At 70.9% G+C, this 18,108-nt stretch carries 16 protein-coding genes and 2 tRNA genes; 13 read left to right on the top strand and 5 right to left on the bottom strand.

Going from position 1 to position 18,108, the window contains the following annotated elements; genetic code table 11:
• Positions 1–206: 206 nt before the first annotated feature.
• On the bottom strand, positions 207–1,394 hold the full coding sequence (locus tag FL311_RS18645) for a hypothetical protein (protein ID WP_141326649.1): 1,188 nt from the start codon (positions 1,392–1,394) through the stop codon (positions 207–209).
• Positions 1,395–1,440: 46 nt separating this feature from the next.
• Positions 1,441–2,112 carry an RNA polymerase sigma factor gene (locus FL311_RS18640; RefSeq protein WP_141326647.1) on the bottom strand — a complete coding sequence of 224 codons (672 nt, stop codon included), beginning with the start codon at positions 2,110–2,112 and terminating at the stop codon, positions 1,441–1,443.
• 319 nt (positions 2,113–2,431) lie between these two features.
• Between FL311_RS18640 and FL311_RS18635 the strand changes: the two genes are divergently transcribed.
• The 4 genes from FL311_RS18635 to FL311_RS18620 all read left to right on the top strand — a co-directional run bounded on the left by FL311_RS18635 (position 2,432) and on the right by FL311_RS18620 (position 6,662).
• Positions 2,432–3,139 (top strand): metallophosphoesterase, encoded by a 708-nt coding sequence (locus FL311_RS18635; protein WP_141326645.1) that lies wholly within the window; start codon positions 2,432–2,434, stop codon positions 3,137–3,139.
• 332 nt (positions 3,140–3,471) lie between these two features.
• On the top strand, positions 3,472–5,235 hold the full coding sequence (locus FL311_RS18630; protein ID WP_141326643.1) for a VWA domain-containing protein: 1,764 nt from the start codon (positions 3,472–3,474) through the stop codon (positions 5,233–5,235).
• 32 nt (positions 5,236–5,267) lie between these two features.
• A complete protein-coding gene (locus tag FL311_RS18625; RefSeq protein WP_141326641.1) occupies positions 5,268–6,269 on the top strand; it encodes a hypothetical protein in 1,002 nt (333 codons plus the stop codon).
• 21 nt (positions 6,270–6,290) lie between these two features.
• Complete coding sequence (locus tag FL311_RS18620) at positions 6,291–6,662, top strand: Mov34/MPN/PAD-1 family protein (RefSeq protein ID WP_141326639.1); 372 nt, start codon at positions 6,291–6,293, stop codon at positions 6,660–6,662.
• A 2-nt stretch (positions 6,663–6,664) separates the two neighbouring features.
• Here the strand turns inward: FL311_RS18620 and FL311_RS18615 are convergent, their stop codons facing one another.
• The 3 genes from FL311_RS18615 to nfi form a co-directional block, all read right to left on the bottom strand.
• Positions 6,665–7,171, bottom strand: a complete 507-nt coding sequence (locus tag FL311_RS18615; RefSeq protein ID WP_141326637.1) for a DUF2267 domain-containing protein — start codon at positions 7,169–7,171, stop codon at positions 6,665–6,667.
• A 104-nt stretch (positions 7,172–7,275) separates the two neighbouring features.
• Positions 7,276–9,618 (bottom strand): GMC family oxidoreductase N-terminal domain-containing protein, encoded by a 2,343-nt coding sequence (locus FL311_RS18610; RefSeq protein WP_141326635.1) that lies wholly within the window; start codon positions 9,616–9,618, stop codon positions 7,276–7,278.
• Between the two features lie 184 nt (positions 9,619–9,802).
• Entirely contained in the window at positions 9,803–10,504 is a 702-nt protein-coding gene (nfi, locus tag FL311_RS18605) for a deoxyribonuclease V (RefSeq protein WP_141326633.1), read from the bottom strand.
• A gap of 299 nt (positions 10,505–10,803) precedes the next feature.
• Here nfi and FL311_RS18600 point away from each other — a divergent pair, with 299 nt between their 5' ends.
• From FL311_RS18600 to FL311_RS18560, 9 genes are all read left to right on the top strand, one after another.
• A complete protein-coding gene (locus FL311_RS18600) occupies positions 10,804–11,835 on the top strand; it encodes a hypothetical protein (protein WP_141326631.1) in 1,032 nt (343 codons plus the stop codon).
• A 36-nt stretch (positions 11,836–11,871) separates the two neighbouring features.
• Positions 11,872–13,227 (top strand): hypothetical protein, encoded by a 1,356-nt coding sequence (locus FL311_RS18595; RefSeq protein ID WP_141326629.1) that lies wholly within the window; start codon positions 11,872–11,874, stop codon positions 13,225–13,227.
• 105 nt (positions 13,228–13,332) lie between these two features.
• Positions 13,333–14,418, top strand: a complete 1,086-nt coding sequence (locus FL311_RS18590; protein WP_228556945.1) for a hypothetical protein — start codon at positions 13,333–13,335, stop codon at positions 14,416–14,418.
• A 139-nt stretch (positions 14,419–14,557) separates the two neighbouring features.
• Positions 14,558–15,859, top strand: a complete 1,302-nt coding sequence (locus FL311_RS18585) for a S8 family peptidase (protein WP_141326627.1) — start codon at positions 14,558–14,560, stop codon at positions 15,857–15,859.
• A gap of 189 nt (positions 15,860–16,048) precedes the next feature.
• Positions 16,049–16,297 carry a hypothetical protein gene (locus FL311_RS18580; protein ID WP_141326625.1) on the top strand — a complete coding sequence of 83 codons (249 nt, stop codon included), beginning with the start codon at positions 16,049–16,051 and terminating at the stop codon, positions 16,295–16,297.
• Between the two features lie 9 nt (positions 16,298–16,306).
• On the top strand, positions 16,307–16,888 hold the full coding sequence (locus FL311_RS18575) for a ThiF family adenylyltransferase (RefSeq protein WP_141326623.1): 582 nt from the start codon (positions 16,307–16,309) through the stop codon (positions 16,886–16,888).
• 84 nt (positions 16,889–16,972) lie between these two features.
• Positions 16,973–17,043: transfer RNA gene (locus FL311_RS18570), tRNA-Gly, on the top strand.
• 21 nt (positions 17,044–17,064) lie between these two features.
• Positions 17,065–17,137, top strand: a tRNA-Gln gene (locus tag FL311_RS18565).
• Between the two features lie 72 nt (positions 17,138–17,209).
• Positions 17,210–18,106 carry a LysR family transcriptional regulator gene (locus tag FL311_RS18560; RefSeq protein WP_141326621.1) on the top strand — a complete coding sequence of 299 codons (897 nt, stop codon included), beginning with the start codon at positions 17,210–17,212 and terminating at the stop codon, positions 18,104–18,106.
• The last annotated feature ends 2 nt before the right edge of the window (positions 18,107–18,108 follow it).

Here is an 18,108-nt window from a genome sequence, read left to right as displayed (position 1 = left end):
CCGCGCAGCTCGTGCTGAGCTTCCTCGACAACGGCTTCCGCCGCGTCGTCCCCCCGCGCAACTTCCCCATCCCGCAGCCGCCCGTCCGCAGCCGCGAGGCGCTCAACACACCGAGCGTCACCGCTCCGCCGCAGTAGTCGTGGCGGTGGGCCCTTGGACTCCCGAGGGCCGCGCGCGCGGCCCCTGGGACGGCCGGGGCCTTCCTCTCAGAAGGCGAAGTCCCGCTCCAGCGTGTCATTGCCCGCCTGCACCGAGAGGTGCGCGGTGCGAGCGCCGGTGGCGGAGGCCGAGGACAAATCGAACGACAAACCCTCGGGCCCGTTCGTGGGCTTGAGCGAGGGCCGGCCGGGGCTCAGGAACACCGCCGCCGTCACCGTCCTGCCCGCCAGGGGCTGCACCACAAGCCGCACGCGCTGACGCTCGCGCACCAGCACCACGCGGAAGTCGCGCCGCTCCTCCAGCACCTCGCGCTGCTCCGGGTGGCGCGCCGAGGACGGGCGCTGCGACACCGGGGCGCGGGAAGAGCGCGCGGCCCGGGCCACGCCCGCGTCGCCCTCGTCCATCTCCAGGGCCTCTTCAATCGCGTCGTCACCCTCGCCCAGCGCCAGCACCGCCTGGGCGCACTCGCCACAGCGCGCGGTGTGCGCGTCCACGCGCTCGCGCTCGTCGGCCGTCATCAGGCCCATGTCGAAGCGCCACAAATCATCCCGTGTGAGGTGACGACGGGGAGGCGCATCCACCGGCGCGGCGTCCGCGATGTCCGCGCGGCACTCGGCGCAACCCTGGATGTGGGGGGTCGGACTCTGGGGGCCGGAGGTCCACGTCGCCACCAGGTCATCGCAGCCGGCCCGGGCACCGAACCACCAGGCCTTGTCCTGCTCCGCGGGCTCGAGGAGCGCTTGCTCCTGGCGACGCTGCGGGTTGAGGGGAATGAACCAACGGGCCCTGGGAAGCAGCAGCGCATCCAGGTTCCCGAGCGACTCCAGGAAGCGGTCTCGATTTCGCGCCGCATCCCCCTGCAAGTCGCCATGCAAGCCCTCCCAGGCGGCGAGGGCAGATGCCTGCGAGGCGGCCCTGTCACGAGCGGCAAGTCCCTCCAGCGCCGAGGCGCGCCACACCTCGGCCTCCTCCCCCCCGTCCAGCGCCACCTCCATCGCCTCTTCCGCGGCCCTCAACAGCACGGGCTGGAGCGCCTGCGGTTTCTGCGCCTGAAGCCAGGTCTCCACTTCCGGTCGACCGAGGCCCCGCAGGGCCGCCTCCACACCTTCGGTCCCCCACTGGGTCGCCCGCCTCAACAAATCTCCGGCGGCTTCGAGGACGACTCCTGGGGGGACACTGGCGGCGGTGAGCTGGGAGCGACGGGCGGCAGAGCGGGACATGGCTTCGGTCTTCATGACTTCATTCCTCCTGAATACCCCGGGGTGTGGCCGGGAAGGAGGCTCACGCTTCCTCCCCTCGTGGCGACTCGCGCTGGAGATCCAGCAGGTAGAGCTTCAAGTAGGCCTGCGCGCGACTGACGCGCTTGTAGGAATTGACCACGGTGATGTTCAGCCGACGCGCGCATTCCTCGTGATCCTCCACGTCCTCGTGGTGATACAGCTCCCATGCCGAGGCCTCCTTGGGGTGCTCCTGCTGGAGCCGTGCGAACGCGGCCCAGTACAATTCCTGGGCGTCCGCGCGCTCCTCCGTCCGCCTGCCCATCTCGACAGCGCGAGCCCGCTCGGAAGGCGGCTCCTCCATGACGTCATCGGCGTCCGACGAGGGCGCCGCGAGCTCCTCGCGGTGCCGCCGGTAGAAGTCGATGGCCACGTGCTTGACGATGCGCAGGAAGAACGTCTTGGGAGACGCACTCCGGCCCGGCATCTGCTGGGAGATGCCACGGAACTGGTCCAGCCCGCGGTCGAGGAACTTGCCGACCGCGTCCTGATAGAGCTCGTCGCCGTCCGCTGGGGAACCGCGACCGTAGCTCGCCTGAATCTTGCTGATGACGTACCGGGCAGGCCGGCTCCACCGCTGAACCAACGCTCCGAGCGGGCCCCCAATGGGCTCGTTCGTGGCGCGGCGGCGGACCACCTCCGCGAACAATTCGTCATCCGTGAGCTGCTCGAACACCGGAAGGACCTGGGAGCTGTGCCCGGAGAAGTGCCCCGGGAGATGGGATTACAGGGATGTCGCGCGGCAAGGTACCACGTTGGCATCCGCAGGCAGCCTCCGAGTGGAGCAGGGGTGCCCAGGCCACCCGGACGACCGGACAGTCGTGGCACCCACGAAGCCCGACGCCCGGGTCGCCGACTTCCTGACAGGATTATCCCCGGGGCCGTCCGGGAGGGGGAACGGGAATCTTCCGGTCAGGAACGTGGGGGCCCCCCGTCCCTGGCCGCATTGCTGCCGGGCGCCTGCCCACCCTCCCGCTTCCAAGGAACCCTCAGTCATGTCCCCCCGCACCATCGTCATCGGAGACCTCCACGGCTGCCACGACGAGGCCCTGGAGCTGCTCGCCAAGGTGGGGGCCACGTCCAGCGACCGCGTCATCTTCGCGGGGGACCTGGTGGACCGGGGGCCCAAGCGCCGGGAGTGCGTGGAGCTGGCCATGCGGCACGAGGCCATCCTGGGCAACCACGAGGAGACGACGCTGCAGCAGCGCCACCGCGCCGCCGAGCGGCTGAATCCCGACCACCTGGAGACCCGGCAGGTGCTCGAGCCCGAGCACTACGAGTGGATGGCCCGGCTGCCCCACTACCTGAGGCTGCCCGAGCACAACGCCGTCGTCGTCCACGCCGGGATGATGCCCGGCCTGCCCGTGGAGGCGCAGGACCCGTACCACCTGCTCCACGCGCAGTGCATCCAGCCGCCCGCGAAGAAGAGCTACTGGCCCTCCAAGGCACCTGCGGGGTGGACGTTCTGGACCCACCACTGGAAGGGCCCGGAGCGGGTCATCTTCGGACACACCGTGTTCGACCAGCCGCTCGTCACCGAGCACGCGGTGGGCATCGACACGGGGTGCGTCTACGGACGCTCCCTGACGGCGGTGGTGCTGCCGACGTGGGAGCTCGTCTCGGTGCCGGCCCGGAAGACATACCGGGGCGGCAAGGACGTGGCGAGGTTCCCGGTGCATGGCGACGTGTGCGTCTACTCGTGAGCACCCGTCACCGACGCGTCGACTCCGACTGAAAAGCTTCGCGCCCGGCCGACAGGGCCAGACACGCAATGAGAGGTGCGGGTTCGAATCCCGCCGGGGCCGTCAGGCTCCGTAGTTCAACGGTAGAACACTGGACATTCAATCCAGCATCACCGGCCTCGTCACTCGGGCGCACCTTCCTTCCTCCTCACCCCCAGCTTCGCGCGGGTGGCCGTGCCTCGTGCACCTGACGCCCCCCGTGCGCTCCACGCGCGGTGCACTCCCAGGGCCCTGTCGGGCTCGAGGTCCGCCCCGCGCCTGACCCGCCGCACGTCCCGAAAGGGGGACTCCCCATGTCGACGAACCCGAACACGCAGCTGTTGCCCGAGTCCCAGCGAGGCCCCGCCGAGAAGCTCCTGGACCTGGTGCTCAGCGGCTCGGCCCACCTGTGGCACAACCGTCCGGGCCTGGACGTGGGGGGCACGTGGGTGGCCGCGGCGCACGCCACGCCGGCGCAGCGCGCGGTGGGCAAGCCCGTCAAGCCGGGCCTCTTCGTGCCCGCGGCGGTGAAGCTCTACCGGCAGCTGCTCGACATCCACCAGCTCAACTCGGAGCTGATGGCGCACTTCGCGTCGTACGCGCTGACGCAGACGGACTGGCGTGACCTGAAGGTGGCCACGTGCGCGCTCATGCTGGTGCAGCAGCACGCGGGCCAGCCGGTGCGCGGTGACGACGGCCAGGTGGCGTTCCACGACGACGACTACCGCTCCATCGGCGAGGCCATGGTGCTGCACTACGAGCGCAAGTCCACGCGCATGCTCACGCCCAAGGCGGTGCTGCGGGTGGCGGAGCTGCTCGAGCTGCCGGACATCGCCAGCCTCAACCGGCAGGCGGGCTTCGGGGACCCGGCGTCGCGCAAGCCGCCCATGGGCCGCTGGAAGCGCGTGGCGTCCAGGTGGCTGGCCGCGCGTGAGTCCAACCTGTCGATGCTCCAGGGCCTGATGAAGGCCGGCTACAAGGAGACGTTGAAGAAGCTCTCGCGCAAGGCGGGCTACAAGCCGCTCACGCAGGGCTTCTTCGAGGTGCTCGGCTGGAAGCAGAAGCAGGCCGAGGGCGGGCACCGCACAGTGGGCCTGAGCGGGCTGACGTTGGTCAAGCGCGAGCGCTTCGACGGGCTGTCCGAGGCGGAGATCTGCGAGTGGATTGACTCCGAGCGGCTCTCCTACAAGGAGGTCGTGGGTCGGCTGCCTAAGGACGTGGGGATGACGCCGGCCATCATGGCGGCGCTGTTGCCCTCGTTGTCGGACCGCGACCTGCGGCTGATGACGCCCACGCTGGAGGAGCTGGGGTTGCTGGCGGAGCCCACGGTGCGCGCGCGCTGGGAGAAGGCCGTGCAGACGGCGACGGACCAGCGGGCGCTCAACATCGCGAAGAACGTGCGCAGCGAGGTGCTGCGCCAGAAGCTGGAGGAGGCGAGCGACAACGCGGCACGACAGGCGGTGGCGGAGGCGACGGCGGAGACCGACGTGCGGGTGATGTTCCTCATCGACAAGTCGGGCTCCATGGACGGGGCCATCGAGAACTCGAAGGAGGCGCTCGCGCGCATCCTCGCGGGCTTCCCGGTGGAGAAGCTGCACATCGCGGCGTTCGACACGATGGGCACCGTGCTCCGGCCCAAGGCCTCCAACCGCACGGCGGTGCAGCACATGCTCGCGGGGCTGAAGGCCTCGGGCGGCACGACGCACGCGGCCGGCGTGCACGCGCTGCACCGGGACGGGATGAGGGTGCCGGAGGGGGCGAAGCTGGTGGTCATCGTGGTGGGCGACGAGGCGGGCGAGGCGGGTGACCAGTTCGCCCGGGCGTTCCGTGACGTCGGCTTCCCGGTGGCGGCGATGGCGCTGCTGGTGAGCGTGGCGGGTGGCCGTGGCAACACGGTGCGCACGTGCGCGAGCCAGCTGCGGGTGCCCTTCAGCGAGGTGAACGTGGACCAGTTCGCGGACCCCTACCAGGTCCCCCGGGTGCTCAAGGCGCTGCTGGACGCGCCGACGCTGCCCGGGGCCAGCCAGTCCGGCTGGGTCGAGCGGGTGATGCGCACGCCGCTGTTGAAGGTGGCGTGAGCGCGAAGTCGCGGTGAAGGCAAGGAGGCGTCATGGACTACCGGAAGTTGCTCGGGAAGGTGGAGTCGGCGGTGCTGCCGTATCTGGGCGGCGGCACCGTGGACACCGCCACGCGACGCCTCCGCGTCACCACCCCCGTGGCCCCGGGGTGGTGGCGCTTCGAGTTGAAGGGGCGCGAGGCCACCGCCCGTGAGCCCGCCGGGCCCGAGGGCCTGGAGGCGCTGCCGCGGGTGCGCGGCCATGTCTGGGGAGCGCGCCTGGTGCTCGAGGGCGCGGTGGCACGGCCCCTGGAGCTGATGCCGGAGGACGAGCCGTCACCGCTCGCGCCCGTGAGCGCGCGGCGCTGGCACGACGGCGCGCTGCTGTTCGACGGCGTGGAGTTCGAGGGCGAGGCGGAGGATGCCGCGCGTCGGGCCTTGGAAGAGGGACGGCCACTCGCGTCGGTGAAGGGCGTGAGCGCTCCGCTGCGCGCGGCGTTCGGCTATGCGCTGCTGGAGGCCGCGTCGAGGACATTGGACATCCGCTTCGCCCCCGCGGAGACGCGAGGGCGGGTGTTGAAGGTGGCCGAGCTGGGCCGTCCGGAGGCGGAGGCCTGTCTGCGGGCACTCGCGCAGGAGCGGCGGGTCCACCAGCGGGCGCTCGAGGCGCGGCGGGTGGCAGAGCAGCAGCGAGCCTGGCTCGACGCCCAGACGGTCCGCACCACGGCGCTGGCCCAGGAGGCCCGTCGACAGGTGCTGTCGGGCGACGTGTCACGGGGCGCACCGGTGGGAGACCACTCGCGCGCGGAGGTGGCGCTGCAGGGCGCGGGAGCGCGGCTGCTTCATCATCGTCGCATGGCGGGGAACCAGCTGGAGGTGACGTTCAGCTTCATGGGGGAGCGGTTCGTCTCCATCGTGGACGCACGCACGCTCCAGGTGTTGGACGCGGGCGTGTGCCTGGCGGGAGCGGACAGCGAGGTGACGCTGGAGAGCCTGCCCTCGGTCATCCGCGAGGCCATCGACACGGACGTGCTGGTCATCACCCGGCACGCGTGAGACGGGAAGAGAGGAGGAGCCATGTCGTCGCATGAGGTGTGTCTGCTCATCGGACGGGACGAGGAGGTGCTGTGGTGCGAGGCCTCCGACAGCCCCGTCCTGCTGCCCGACTCCCGCGCGCGCTGGGAGGCCATCTGGTACTGGCGTGAGGAGCTGGTGGAGGTGGCGCACAGCCATCCCGAGGGTCCACTCGGCTTCTCCGAGGAGGACGAGACGACGATGGCCGCGTTGACCGAGGCGCTCGGACGCGCGCCCCGCTTCTCCGTCGTGGCCCCCGGCGGCATGGTGGCCCGCGAGGACGGCCGCGACGTCTGGGTCTCCGAGGAGCCCTGGTGGACCGGTCCCCTGCGCGAAATCTCCGGCATGCGTTACACGCCGATGGCGCGGGCCTGACGTCAGCTGGGACGGCGCCACAGCTCCCGGAGGTCCTCGGGGAGCTGGTCCATGACGTCCTCGGCCTCGCCCTCGGAAATCTGCGCCCGCACCGAGTTGAGCACCGCGCGGACCACGGGCTCCACTGCTTCCGGGTTGAGCGCCAGGTCCTCGCCCACGCGCGCGAGCAGCTCCTCGCGGCCAAAGCCCTTGGGCAGCTCGTCCTCGTGGCGCTCGCAGCGGTGCAGCAGCAGCGTCAGCTTGTTGGGGAGCTGGGCCTCCAGGTCCTGCGTCTCGCCCTGGGTGATGCGCTGCTCCACCGCGCAGAGCACGGACACCGCGGCCTTCTCGGCCACCGAGGGCGACATGCCGCCCCGCTCGCACAGGTGCTTCAGGAAGGCCGCGTAGTGCTGGCTCGCGTGCGCCTCCTTCCGACGGGCGCGGCGGACCTCGATGGGCAGGCCGCCTCGCTCGTTCGAGCCGTCCGTCGAAGAAGACTCCTGCCCTTCGCGCTCCCGCTTGTCCGTCATGGCCGTGTCCTCCCAGAGTGCCTTCGTGGGGTCAGGTTGCCCACGGCGCACGGGAGGAGCACCACCCGCTGGCACGGCGGAACAGGCCGCCGGCTCCCCGCCCGCTACGCGGCCTTCTTCACATAGGTGTCGTAGAGGGCGCCGAAGAAGAAGCGGCCGAAGCGCAGCAGCGTCTGCCACTGTCCCACCGCGTCTCGCGCGCCGAGCACGCGCAACGTGGAGAGCTGCTTCGCGAAGTCCGCCGGGTCCAGTGACAGCACGCCGCGCGCGACACAGGGGCCCGAGATGTCCATGCCCCGGTACACGGAGACGAGCAGCCGCGTGGTGTCGGCCCACAGGTCGAAGCCCGCATCGTCGTGGACGTCCTTGTACCCATCCAGGAAGAAGCGCTCACCTGACTCGGCGACGAGCGGCAGCAGGTAGCGCATCCGCCGCCCGCCAGGACGTGCGCCCTCCTGGGTCATCAGGTGCAGCTCGCCCCCCTCCACGACGAGCGGCCGGGGCGACAGCGCCAGGGCCTCCACCATGCCGGAGAGCGCCAGCGGGTGCAGTCGGTCCTCGAGCGTGCGCTCCAGGTCTCGCGTCTCCACCGTGACGACGAAGCGCAGACGCGTGGCGCCCTCGCGCTTCGGGTCTCCCGCGACGAGCTCGTGCTCATGCACCGCGCCGGACACGTGGCCGTACATCGTCTCGGAGAAGCGCACGCCCACCGGCGTCCGCGCGTCGGCCGCGGGTGCCTCCAGCGCGGGCGTGTAGTCGATGTGCCAGCCTCGCCGACGCGCCAGCAGCGCGACGGAGCGCTCGGCCACCGCGGAGATGGTGAACAGCGGGTTGGTCCCCAGGGACCTCGGAATCACCGAGCCGTCACTGACGTAGAGGCCCTCGTGGACCTCGTTCCCCTCATACCCCGAGAAGACGCGCCCCTCGTGGTCCACCACGCCCGCCCCCGCATGCTCCGCCATGACGCAGCCTCCGAGCGGATGGGTGCACAGGACCTCGTGTCCGGTGAGCCGGTTCCACAGCGGGTTGCGCACGAAGGTGCCGCCCAGGGCCGCGGTGGCCTCGCGCAGCCGCTGGTCCACGCGCGCGAGCTCCGGCTGCGTGCCCACGTCCGGCCAGTGCACCCGCACCCGGTCCCCTTCCATGCGCAGCTCTCCCACTCCCGCATCGTGGGACATCACGAGGAAGGTCTGCGTGTTGCGCATGGCCCCGTGGTACGGGCCACGCACCGCGCTGTCCGCCACCCGGGCCAGCTCCTCCAGCTTGTCCTTCAGCCCCGAGTCCATGTCCTCTCCGCCCACCGCAGCCGCGGCGGACAGCAGCGCCAGCATCGGCTTGCCGAACGCGCCCGGCATGGCCCCGTTCTCGATGACCATGCCGTCCTCCTGCCGGGGCGTCCCACGCTCGTCGATGATGCCGCAAATGGTGGGCCCCACCGGTTCGCGGCCTTCCGGCGGATTCACGCCGTGACCCACGCCGTTGACGGGCACGTCCGTGTTGTAGCCGAAGGCCATCACGTCCCCGTTGGCGCTGAAGCGCTGGCCCAGGTGCTTCGACAGCGGCAGCCCCAGCGAGCGCGAGCGCATCAGGATCTCCGCCGTGCCCATGGTGCCCGCGGCGAGCACCACCAGGTCCGCCGTCAGCCACAGGTCCGGCGCCTCGAAGCGCTCACGCCCGGTGTTCATCGGCCGGTAGTAGATGCGCCAGCGATTCCCGTCGCGCGCCAGGTAGCGCACGGACACCTCGGTGAAGACCTTCGCGCCGTGGCGATGCGCGTCCGGCAGGTAGTTCATCAGCACGGAGTTCTTCGCGCCCTGGTTGCAACCGGTGAGACAGTCGCCGCACAGCGTGCACGCGCCCTGCCTCACGCCCGCGTCGTTCACCTGCTCCTCGAAGGAGACCGCCAACGGGGGACGCTTGAAGGTGCCACCCATGCGACGGGCCGCGCGCTCCATGGCCTCCAATGAGGCCAGGCGCGGCGAGGACTCCGGATAGGGCGTGGGCCGCAACATGCGCTCGGCCCAGATGAAGCCATCCTCCAGGAGCCCGGGCACGTCCTGACGGAACGCCTCCGGCCAGCGCGAATCCTGGAGCACGCGAGGGTCCGGCCGCAGCGTCACGCCCGCGTTGATGAGCGACGTGCCCCCCAACCCACACCCCGACACCACGGCCACGTCGCCCCCCCGGTGCAGTTCGAACAAGGCCGTGGCGCGGCCCAGGTCGACGTTGCTCTCCGCCTCCATGTGGACCTGGAGCTCCTGGGCGAAGTCCGCCTCCGTGCGCGGGTAGTCCCCCGGCTGCAGCTCACGCCCCCGCTCCAGCACGCACACCTGGCGCCCGGCCCTGGCGAGTCGGCTGGCGGTGATGGCGCCGCCATACCCGGACCCCACCACGACGACGGGGTAATGCGACGCCAGCTCACTCCACCGGGATGACAACCTCCGCATCGACGCTCCCACGGGCGACCCCCACCTTCGCTGCGCCACCCTCACGAGAGCGCCCACGCCCTCTTCGCGCCAGGTGGCCGGGGACACGTCCGCCCGGGCCGTGCTCGCGCCCGGAACCGTCCCCATCTCGAGGACTCTGGACATAGAGGTCGTCGGGCCGTCGGTCAAATCCAGGGAGGTCGTCTCACTCCAGCTCCGCGGCCTCGCCGTCCGCGCGGCGCAGCGCGTTCACCATCCGGTGCGCGTGACGCGTCGTCTCCGGCTCGCGGTACTTCGGGCTCGCCCGCAGGACCAGCTCCACCGCCGTGGGCAGGTCCATCAGGTGCCCCGGCGAGACGTACACGGGCTGCACCGACTTGCGCGTGCGGACCGCCATGCCCACCACCTCGCCCTTGTGGATGATGGGCGACGTGGAGCCGCGCGCGTCCCCCAGCTTGCCGTGCGTGCCGACGAGCAGGGACTTGGCGCACCCGATGGAGGGGATGCCGAACAGCAGCCCACCGTGGCTCGCGATGCCCAGCCGTCGCGGATGGGCGATGCCGTGCCCGTCGAAGATGAGGACGTCGGGCCGCATCGAGAGCCGCTCCCACGCGACGGCGACCACCGGCAGCTCCCGGAACGAGAGCAGCCCCGGCACATACGGAAACCCGAGGGTCACCGCCGAACCCGCCTGGGCCACGGGCACGAGCGTGCCGGCGTCCAGCACCACGACTCCGCCGAAGCCCGTGTCCCGCCCCTTCTCCGTGGACACGTCCGCCCCCGCGACGCGCTCCACCCTCAGGCCCGGCGGGGGCTCGAGCACCACCCGCTCCCGGAGCTCGCGCTGGAGCGCCACGGCCTCCGTCGGCGTGACGTCCCAGCGATGCATCCGAGCTGACAGTTCCATGTGTGACACGCCTCCTCTCGCCTGCCCCGAGGATGCGTCCCCGCACCGCGACCGCAACCCGGGAGGTCACCCGAGGACGTCCTGGGCGTGGACCAACCAACGCTCCCACCGACTCCCGGGGCGAGCCCCTGTCCCCTGTCGCACTGCCCTCCAGGTCCAGCCTGGAATGCACGGCCGCCGTGCCTACCGTGCAGCCTCCCAGGCATCGGTGAAGCCGCTCCCACGGACCTCTGCTTCGCGCCGCGCCTGGGACACCAGAGGGCCGGCCCACGGGAGCGTCGCATGTCCGGGAGTATCTGATGCGTCGAGTCCTCGCAGGCTGTCTCACGGTATCCGCGCTGGGAGCATCGCTTCCCGCCGCCGCTTCGGAGTGTGGCTACACCGCCGCCGGGTGGAACGCCCCCAACGGCGCGGTGGTGTTCAGCCGCAGCAACGACGGGCCCATCCGCAACGTGATTGATGCGATTGGCGAGTTCCGTACGCACTCCATGCTCTCCCACGGCCCCACCGGCGGCGTCACCCACGCCACCATGAAGGACCCGGCCCAGAACAACTGGCCCACCGTCTGTGGAACACCGCTCGTCGCGTCGCAGCTCCAGTATGGCTACCCGGGCCTGGAGCAGGTGAACCAGGGCGGCATCTACCACTACCTCTACGATGCGAACGGCCACGGGCCGGACTGGACGGCGTGGCAGCTCGGTGACCCCGCGGGCGCGGCCCGCATCGCGAACAGCCTCTGGTTCAACCACCCGTACGTCAGTGATGTCTCGCGCGTCGATGGAAGCCAGCGCATCGACCGGCCGCTGTGGAACGGCTCGCGCGTGCCCTACTCGCTGTTCCAGTACCGGGACCTGGAGGCGGCGCACGAGATTCCGGGCAGCGCGGCCAACAACGGCATGGTGTGCTCCACCTTCCTCGCCTACGCGCACGTCTACGCGGGCAAGGGCCCCGTCTCCCCGTACACGTACCCGCACGAGGTCACCGCCAACGCGGCCAACTCCGTCCACTGGGGCGTGCATGGCCAGTGCAAGGAGTCGCTGGGCTGGTTCGAGAACGTCGCGCTGAGCGTCATCTGCCCCGTCTTCTGGAACGTGTGCACCAACGCCGGCAACCAGGTGGCCAACTGCATGTCCGCCAACCGCTGCGACACCAGCACCAGCGTCATCTGGCGGCAGGTGCGCGACGACCCCAACGCCACCGCCACCTCCATCAGCCCGGACCGCATCGGCGGCTGGGGCGTGCACCCGTCCAACGTCACGCTGTGGGCCAGCGACTACTCCCATCAGCTCCAGTGGAACTCCGGCGGCAACGTCTACGGCTGCTGGCAGTGAGCCCTCACGCGTCGCTCGAATCGACAGGAGCCCTGGATGACTCCCACGCAACCCTCACGGTGGCGCAGACGCAGGACGTTCATGCTCGGACTGGGAATCGCGGCGCTGTTGGCCGGTGTAGTGCTGCGCTCGAACGAGACGGACACACCCCCCGCCCCCGAGCCCTCTCCGGTCCTCGACGGCACGCCCGCTCGCGCCGAGGTGCGGACCACCGCGGTGTTGCCCTCGCGAACCGAGCACGCGCGGAGGCCCACCGCTCCGCCTCGCGTCCCCGCGCCCATCATCGACGAGGTGACGGTGGAGAAGCGGGAGGTCTGCTCCGGCGAGGACAACCTCATCAGCGTCCGCGCCCACTCGCCGGACGGAGACGATACCCACCTGCACGCCACCATCGGCGCGGGCAGCGGCATGCGCGTGCCCCTGCGGGTCTGGCGGATGGCGGATGGGACGTACGAGCTGCCCACCGTGACGGTGTTCGGCAAGGACAACGTCGCCACCCAGGCGCGCGTGCCCCGGTACACGGTGAAGGACTGTGAGCCGGAGCGGCAGGTGGACATCTTCTCCCGACGCGCGCCCAACACGGAGGAGGAGTTCGAGTTCCTCGCGCGCATCCTGGAGCGTCCCCGGACCGGCGGCGCGCCCACGCCTTTCACACCCGTGAAGTTCGTCTGGACCTTCGACGACCGTCACTCCGTGACGACGAGCGCGCCCCGGGTGACGCACTCGCTGCGCCCCGACCCGATGCGGCCCGCGGCGCTGTACTCGCAGCACCTGGTGAAGGTGGAGGCGTTCGATGCGTCCGGGAAGAAGGCGGCGGGACGCTCCTCGCTCCAACTCCTCGATACGACGTTCGAGAACTTCGCCAAGAAAGGCATCGTCACGGTGCTCGCGGTGGGCTCGCCGCGCTTCCCCGTGGAGGACGCGCAGGGCGTGGTCCGTCAGACCTTCCAGCTGTCCCATCGCTGGAAGCGTCCGGTGCGACTGGAGCGGGTGACGGCGCTGCGCTCGCTCGTCCCGGAGGCCGAGGCACCGCCGCTTCCCGAGGACACCGCCGAGGTGAGCCTGGGCGTGGACCTGCTCCCCGTGGGCCAGGACGTGGAGGTCCCCGTGGCGCTCGACACCCGCGCCGAGGCTTCGGTGACACACGTCACCTATCTGCTCGAGGGAACCACCGAGGATGGACATCCCGCGCGGGGGACCTTCTCCATCATGCGACCGCCTCCCCGCCCCACGCGCGAGAACAGCACGCCCGTGTTGGACCCGGTGCTGCTCGCGAAGGTCAAACGCGCGCGCGAGCTGCTCGGCCAGCCCTTCGTCACGGATGAAGACCTCTGGCGGCTGGAGCGTGAAGGCCGCTTCAGTGACTTGAAGGTCCAACGCGAAGGCCCCTGAGGCCACGCCGTCCAGCCGGTGGGAGCGACCACTCCCACCGGCTCGGCGACCGGTGAGGACCCCGTCGCCCACGGCCCGGCGCCACCATGCTCCCCTGGGGGACGCATGCCCTCCCCGCTCCTGCCACTGCTCCTGCTCGCGCTCGGTACGAGCGAGGCCGGCCTCACGGACACCCCACCGACGGAGGCCCCGTCGGCCCCGTCCCTGGCGCAACTGGAGCGGAGAATCCTCGGGCGAGGCTGCGAGCCCCGACTCCTGGGCGACGCGAGCCGCCGCTTCGTGGAGGCGCAGCTCCTGTGTGACGGACACCTGTCCTTCATCCTCGTCCAGAAGTCCCTCGCGGGGAGCCCCCTGCCCGAGACTCCCAGGCGCCTGAAGGCGCTCCTCGACGACGCCCTCACACGGGCCCGCGCGCCCTTCCTGCGGGACGGCGTCACCGTCGTCCAGGGACACTCGCTCCCGCGCAGCGTGCTGTACCGGGGCTATGTCCTGTTGATGCTCGCGGGCATGGAGCGCGCGGGCGTGTCCGACGCGCGAAGCACCGCCCTGTTCGACGCGCTGGCCGCCCAGCTTGTCGAGGCGCTGGAACGACAGCTCCTGCTGCCCTCCTTCGGCAAGTCCATCTGGCCGTGTGACAGCGCGCCCGCCGCCGCGGGGCTGCTCCTGCACGGACGGCTGCGTGGCGACGCGGCCTCGCTCGCGATGGGTGAGCGCCTCACCGCCCGACTGGTGGAGCTCGCGGCCCTGCCCTCGGGCTTTCCCACGAAGGTCGATGCGCGGGGCAAGCCCGTGGAGCCCCTGCCTCGCGGCACCACCCTGGCGTGGACGGGCGCCTTCCTGGCCATGGGCGCGCACCCTTCCGCCGCCACCTTCACCTCCGCGCTGGTGAAGGGACACTGTGACCACCCAGGAGGTGCCCTGCTCCCCTTCGCGGCCTGTCGGGAATGGCCTCGCGGCGTGAAGGGCAAGGAGGACTCCGCCAGTGGCCTCCTGCTCCAGGGCGGCTACTCCGTGGGCGCCAGCGCCCTGGCCCTCGCCGCCACGCGACTGTCCCCGGAGCATCAGGACTGGCACGCGGACCTGCGCAACACCGCGCGGGAGATGGGCATCCGTCCGATGCTCGAAAAACCACACCAGCATCCGCTGGAGGCCTCCCTCTATTGGTGGGGAACCACCGCGCGCCCCTGGTAGGCAATACGCCCCCATGTCGGCATTCCGCGCTTCGTTCAATGACAGACGCCCATCTCATCCCTCGGGACACAATCAGGATTAAGCCGACTTACAAGTCCATCCGTATCATTCGGGGAGACCCAGTGCAGGGGGATGAGCCATGAATCGACGCACGACAGCGATGACGCTGGCCATGGGTGGACTGGCATTGTTGGGGGGCTGCTCGAGCAGCCGGCCCACCTGCAGGGACGCGACGGCCACCGCCGCGCTCCTCGCGCCGCCTCGGGAGAAGTTCGTCGAGGTGAGCAAGAAGGTACCGGGCGAGTACGTGGTGGTGCTCAAGGAGCCCGAGGCCAGCCTGGAGCCGCTCGCCGTGGCCCAGCTCACCCAGGGCCTCACCACGAAGTACGGAGGCACCGCGTTCTCCGTGTACGAGCACGCGGTGCGCGGCTTCGCCACGCGGATGACGGAGGAGCAGGCTCGCGCGCTGTCGCAGGACTCCGCCGTGGCCTTCGTCCAGGAGAACGGCGTGGTGTCCATCCGCGAGAGCCAGCCCAGGCCCACGTGGGGCATCGACCGGGTGGACCAGCGGCAGCTGCCGCTCGACAAGCTCTACATGTACAACGCCACCGGGCTGGGGGTGCACGTGTACATCCTGGACACCGGCGTGCGCTTCTCCCACAAGGAGTTCGGCGGCCGGGCCTCCGTCGGCTTCGACGCCATCGGCGACAGCATGAAGGGCAATGACTGCCATGGCCACGGCACGCACGTGGCGGGCACCGCCGCGGGCAGCTCCTACGGGCTGGCGCGCAACGCCACGGTGCACTCCGTCCGGGTGCTCGGCTGTGATGGCAGCGGCACCACGGCCGGCGTCATCGCGGGCGTGGACTGGGTGACGAAGAACCACAAGTCGCCCGCCGTGGCCAACATGAGCCTGGGCACCGACACGGACCCGGCGCTCGACGAGGCGGTGCGCCGCTCCATCGCGTCGGGCGTCGTCTACGTGCTCGCCGCCGGCAACGAGTCGGGGGACGCGTGCAAGCACTCGCCCGCCCGCGCGCCGGAGGCCATCACCGTGGCCGCCACGGACACGAGCGACAAGCGCGCCCACTTCTCCAACTACGGTGACTGCGTGGACGTCTTCGCGCCCGGCAACAAGATCACCTCCGCCTGGCACTACGGCGACTTCCAGACGCGCGTGCTGAGCGGCACCTCCATGGCCGCGCCGCACGTGACGGGCGTGGCCGCGCTCTGGCTGGAGCTCAACCCCCAGGCCACCCCCGACGCCGTCGCCAGCGCGCTGTTCGCGAACGCCACCGAGGGCGAGGTGCGCAGCGCGGGTGAGTGCACGCCCAACCGCATGGCGTACTCAGGCTTCATCGGCGCCTTGCCGCTCACCCCCACGGTGAGCACCCCGCCCGAGCCCTCGCCGACGACGGTGAGCGGCGAAGGCGCGAAGTAGGCATCCGGCCGCGAGGACCCTCCCCCTCGCGGCCCCCGAGGGCCGGGCTCCGTCTCCACGGCGGAGTCCGGCCCTCGTCTTTCCAGCGCCTGGGCGCCCACGGTCAGGAAGCCGCGCCCGCCCGCGTCCCGCGAGCCACCCCGTCGGCCGCGCTCCCGCGTCCCACGAGGGCCCCGCGAGGAGCCCCCCATGGCCACGCTGAACATCACCTACGACGGCATGTCCGCGGACGTGCCGGTGGAGCTGGACCGCCCCATCTCCGACGCCGACGTGCGCCGCATCGCCACGGAGATGGTGCGCTCGGGCGGCGTGCCCGGCCTGCACCTGGCGCACCTGCGCGAGGACGCGTTCCAGCACTTCATGGTGGACCGCTTCCGCGGCGCCCGCGGCGACGAGCGCATCTACCTGCGCCCCAAGGTCCCCTTCGGCGCGCGGTGAGGTGACGTCATGCGCATCGTCTTCTGTGGCGTGGGGGCCATCGGCTCCCAGGCGGCCGTGCTGTGCCGCAACCTGGAGGCCACGCTGGTGTTCATCGACTTCGACCGCGTGGAGTCCAAGAACCTGCTCGCGCAGGCCCACGTGAAGCCCTCGGTGGGGAAGAACAAGGCCGAGGCGCTCAAGCTCCAGCTCCTCAACCTGCACGGCGTGAAGGCGGAGTCCTTCGGCGTGCGCGTCACCCGCGACAACGTGGCGGCCCTGTGCGGCGGCGCGGACCTGGTGGTGGACTGCTTCGACAACCAGGACAGCCGACGGGTGCTCTCCGGGTTCGCTCGGGAGGCGGGCAAGCCGCTGGTGCACGGCGCGGTGAGCGCGGATGGCACCTTCGGACTGGTGCGCTGGGACGAGCGCTTCAGGCCGGACGCCGAGGACAGCGCCGGACAGGCCACCTGCGAGGGCGGCGCGCACCTGCCGCTGTTGGGATTGCTGGCCGCGACGCTGGCTCGCGGCATCCAGGACTTCGTCAAGCACGGCACCCGACGCGACACGCTGGTGAACCTGTCGGCCGTCATCCCCACCGCGGGGACGTGACGAGGCGCGGGGAAGACAGGGCGGAGTCAGGGATGAAACTCCTCCGCCGTCAATTCCCCGCGAGCTCGTTGGAAGCGCAGCAACGCGGGTGTCGTCCAGCGGCAGGATGACGGTTTCCCATACCGTCGACACGGGTTCGAATCCCGTCGCCCGCTTCGCCTCACGCAACAAACCCTACCGGGGTCGTCCAACCAGCAAAGATGGCGGACTCTGACTCCGCAGATGCAGGTGCAAAGCCTGCCCCCGGTTCTTTTTCTCACGGCACGCTCCATCGCAGCTGACGGCTTGCCCGCGCGCGACTGAAGAGCGAGCCTGCGCCGCATGGAGATGCATCAGGTCCGGTACTTCCTGGCGGTGTCGGAGACCCACAGCTTCACGCGCGCGGCGGAGCGTTGCCGTGTGTCCCAACCCACGCTGACCGCCGCCATCAAGAAGCTGGAGGGCGAGCTGGGCGGGCCCCTGCTCCTGAGAGACAGGAGCGGCGCGAAGCTCACGCCCCTGGGCCGGCGCGTGCTCCCCCGGCTCCAGCGCATCGAGGATGAGAACCGGAGCGTGGCACTCATCGCGGAGAACCACCGTCGGTTGAAGCAGGTGCCCCTCCGCGTGGGCGTGCTGAACACCATCGGCCCCGCGCGGTTGGCCCGCGACCTGGCGGCGTTTCGCGCCGTCGCGCCCGGCGTGGAGGTCGAGCTCCGCATCGGCACGCGCGACACGGTGGTGCAGCAGTTGGAGGAGGCCGAGGTGGACCTCGTCATCACCCACGCCGCCGCGCCCACGCCCGACTGGTGTGTCGTCGCGCCCCTCTATGAAGAGCGCTACCTGGTCGTGCTCCCACCCGGACATCGCCTCGCCGCGCAGGACACCGTTCCCCTGGCGGCGTTGGCCGATGAACCCTACATCGACCGGCTCTCCTGCGAGATGCGCGAACAGGTCGGCGCGCTGTGCACGTCCCGCAAGGTGGCGCTGTACGCCAGCTATCGCACGGAGCGCGAGGAGTGGGTTCAGAGCCTGGTCGCCGCGGGCGTGGGCTTCGCATTCATGCCCGAGCACTCCATCCTGCACGCCCAGGGCTCCGCCACCGCGCGGCCGCTCGTCGACCCGGCGCTCCAGCGCACCGTGTCCCTGATGCGCTCGGGAGACCGGACCGCGCCTCCCGCGGCGAAGCTCTTCTGGCGCACGCTGCTGGACAGCGCGGGACGCGGGCGCCCAGGTGCCTGAAG

The organism is Myxococcus sp. AB025B, from assembly GCF_006518215.1.
GTDB lineage: Bacteria > Myxococcota > Myxococcia > Myxococcales > Myxococcaceae > Myxococcus > Myxococcus fulvus.
This window is presented reverse-complemented; position numbering and strand designations above follow the sequence as displayed.

Coding starts and splice junctions, on each gene's coding strand:
- FL311_RS18645 (WP_141326649.1), bottom strand. CDS start 1,394: ATGAAGACCGAAGCCATGTCCCGCTCTGCCGCCCGTCGCTCCCAGCTC.
- FL311_RS18635 (WP_141326645.1), top strand. CDS start 2,432: ATGTCCCCCCGCACCATCGTCATCGGAGACCTCCACGGCTGCCACGAC.
- FL311_RS18630 (WP_141326643.1), top strand. CDS start 3,472: ATGTCGACGAACCCGAACACGCAGCTGTTGCCCGAGTCCCAGCGAGGC.
- FL311_RS18625 (WP_141326641.1), top strand. CDS start 5,268: ATGGACTACCGGAAGTTGCTCGGGAAGGTGGAGTCGGCGGTGCTGCCG.
- FL311_RS18620 (WP_141326639.1), top strand. CDS start 6,291: ATGTCGTCGCATGAGGTGTGTCTGCTCATCGGACGGGACGAGGAGGTG.
- FL311_RS18615 (WP_141326637.1), bottom strand. CDS start 7,171: ATGACGGACAAGCGGGAGCGCGAAGGGCAGGAGTCTTCTTCGACGGAC.
- FL311_RS18610 (WP_141326635.1), bottom strand. CDS start 9,618: ATGCGGAGGTTGTCATCCCGGTGGAGTGAGCTGGCGTCGCATTACCCC.
- nfi (WP_141326633.1), bottom strand. CDS start 10,504: ATGGAACTGTCAGCTCGGATGCATCGCTGGGACGTCACGCCGACGGAG.
- FL311_RS18600 (WP_141326631.1), top strand. CDS start 10,804: ATGCGTCGAGTCCTCGCAGGCTGTCTCACGGTATCCGCGCTGGGAGCA.
- FL311_RS18595 (WP_141326629.1), top strand. CDS start 11,872: ATGACTCCCACGCAACCCTCACGGTGGCGCAGACGCAGGACGTTCATG.
- FL311_RS18590 (WP_228556945.1), top strand. CDS start 13,333: ATGCCCTCCCCGCTCCTGCCACTGCTCCTGCTCGCGCTCGGTACGAGC.
- FL311_RS18585 (WP_141326627.1), top strand. CDS start 14,558: ATGAATCGACGCACGACAGCGATGACGCTGGCCATGGGTGGACTGGCA.
- FL311_RS18580 (WP_141326625.1), top strand. CDS start 16,049: ATGGCCACGCTGAACATCACCTACGACGGCATGTCCGCGGACGTGCCG.
- FL311_RS18575 (WP_141326623.1), top strand. CDS start 16,307: ATGCGCATCGTCTTCTGTGGCGTGGGGGCCATCGGCTCCCAGGCGGCC.
- FL311_RS18560 (WP_141326621.1), top strand. CDS start 17,210: ATGGAGATGCATCAGGTCCGGTACTTCCTGGCGGTGTCGGAGACCCAC.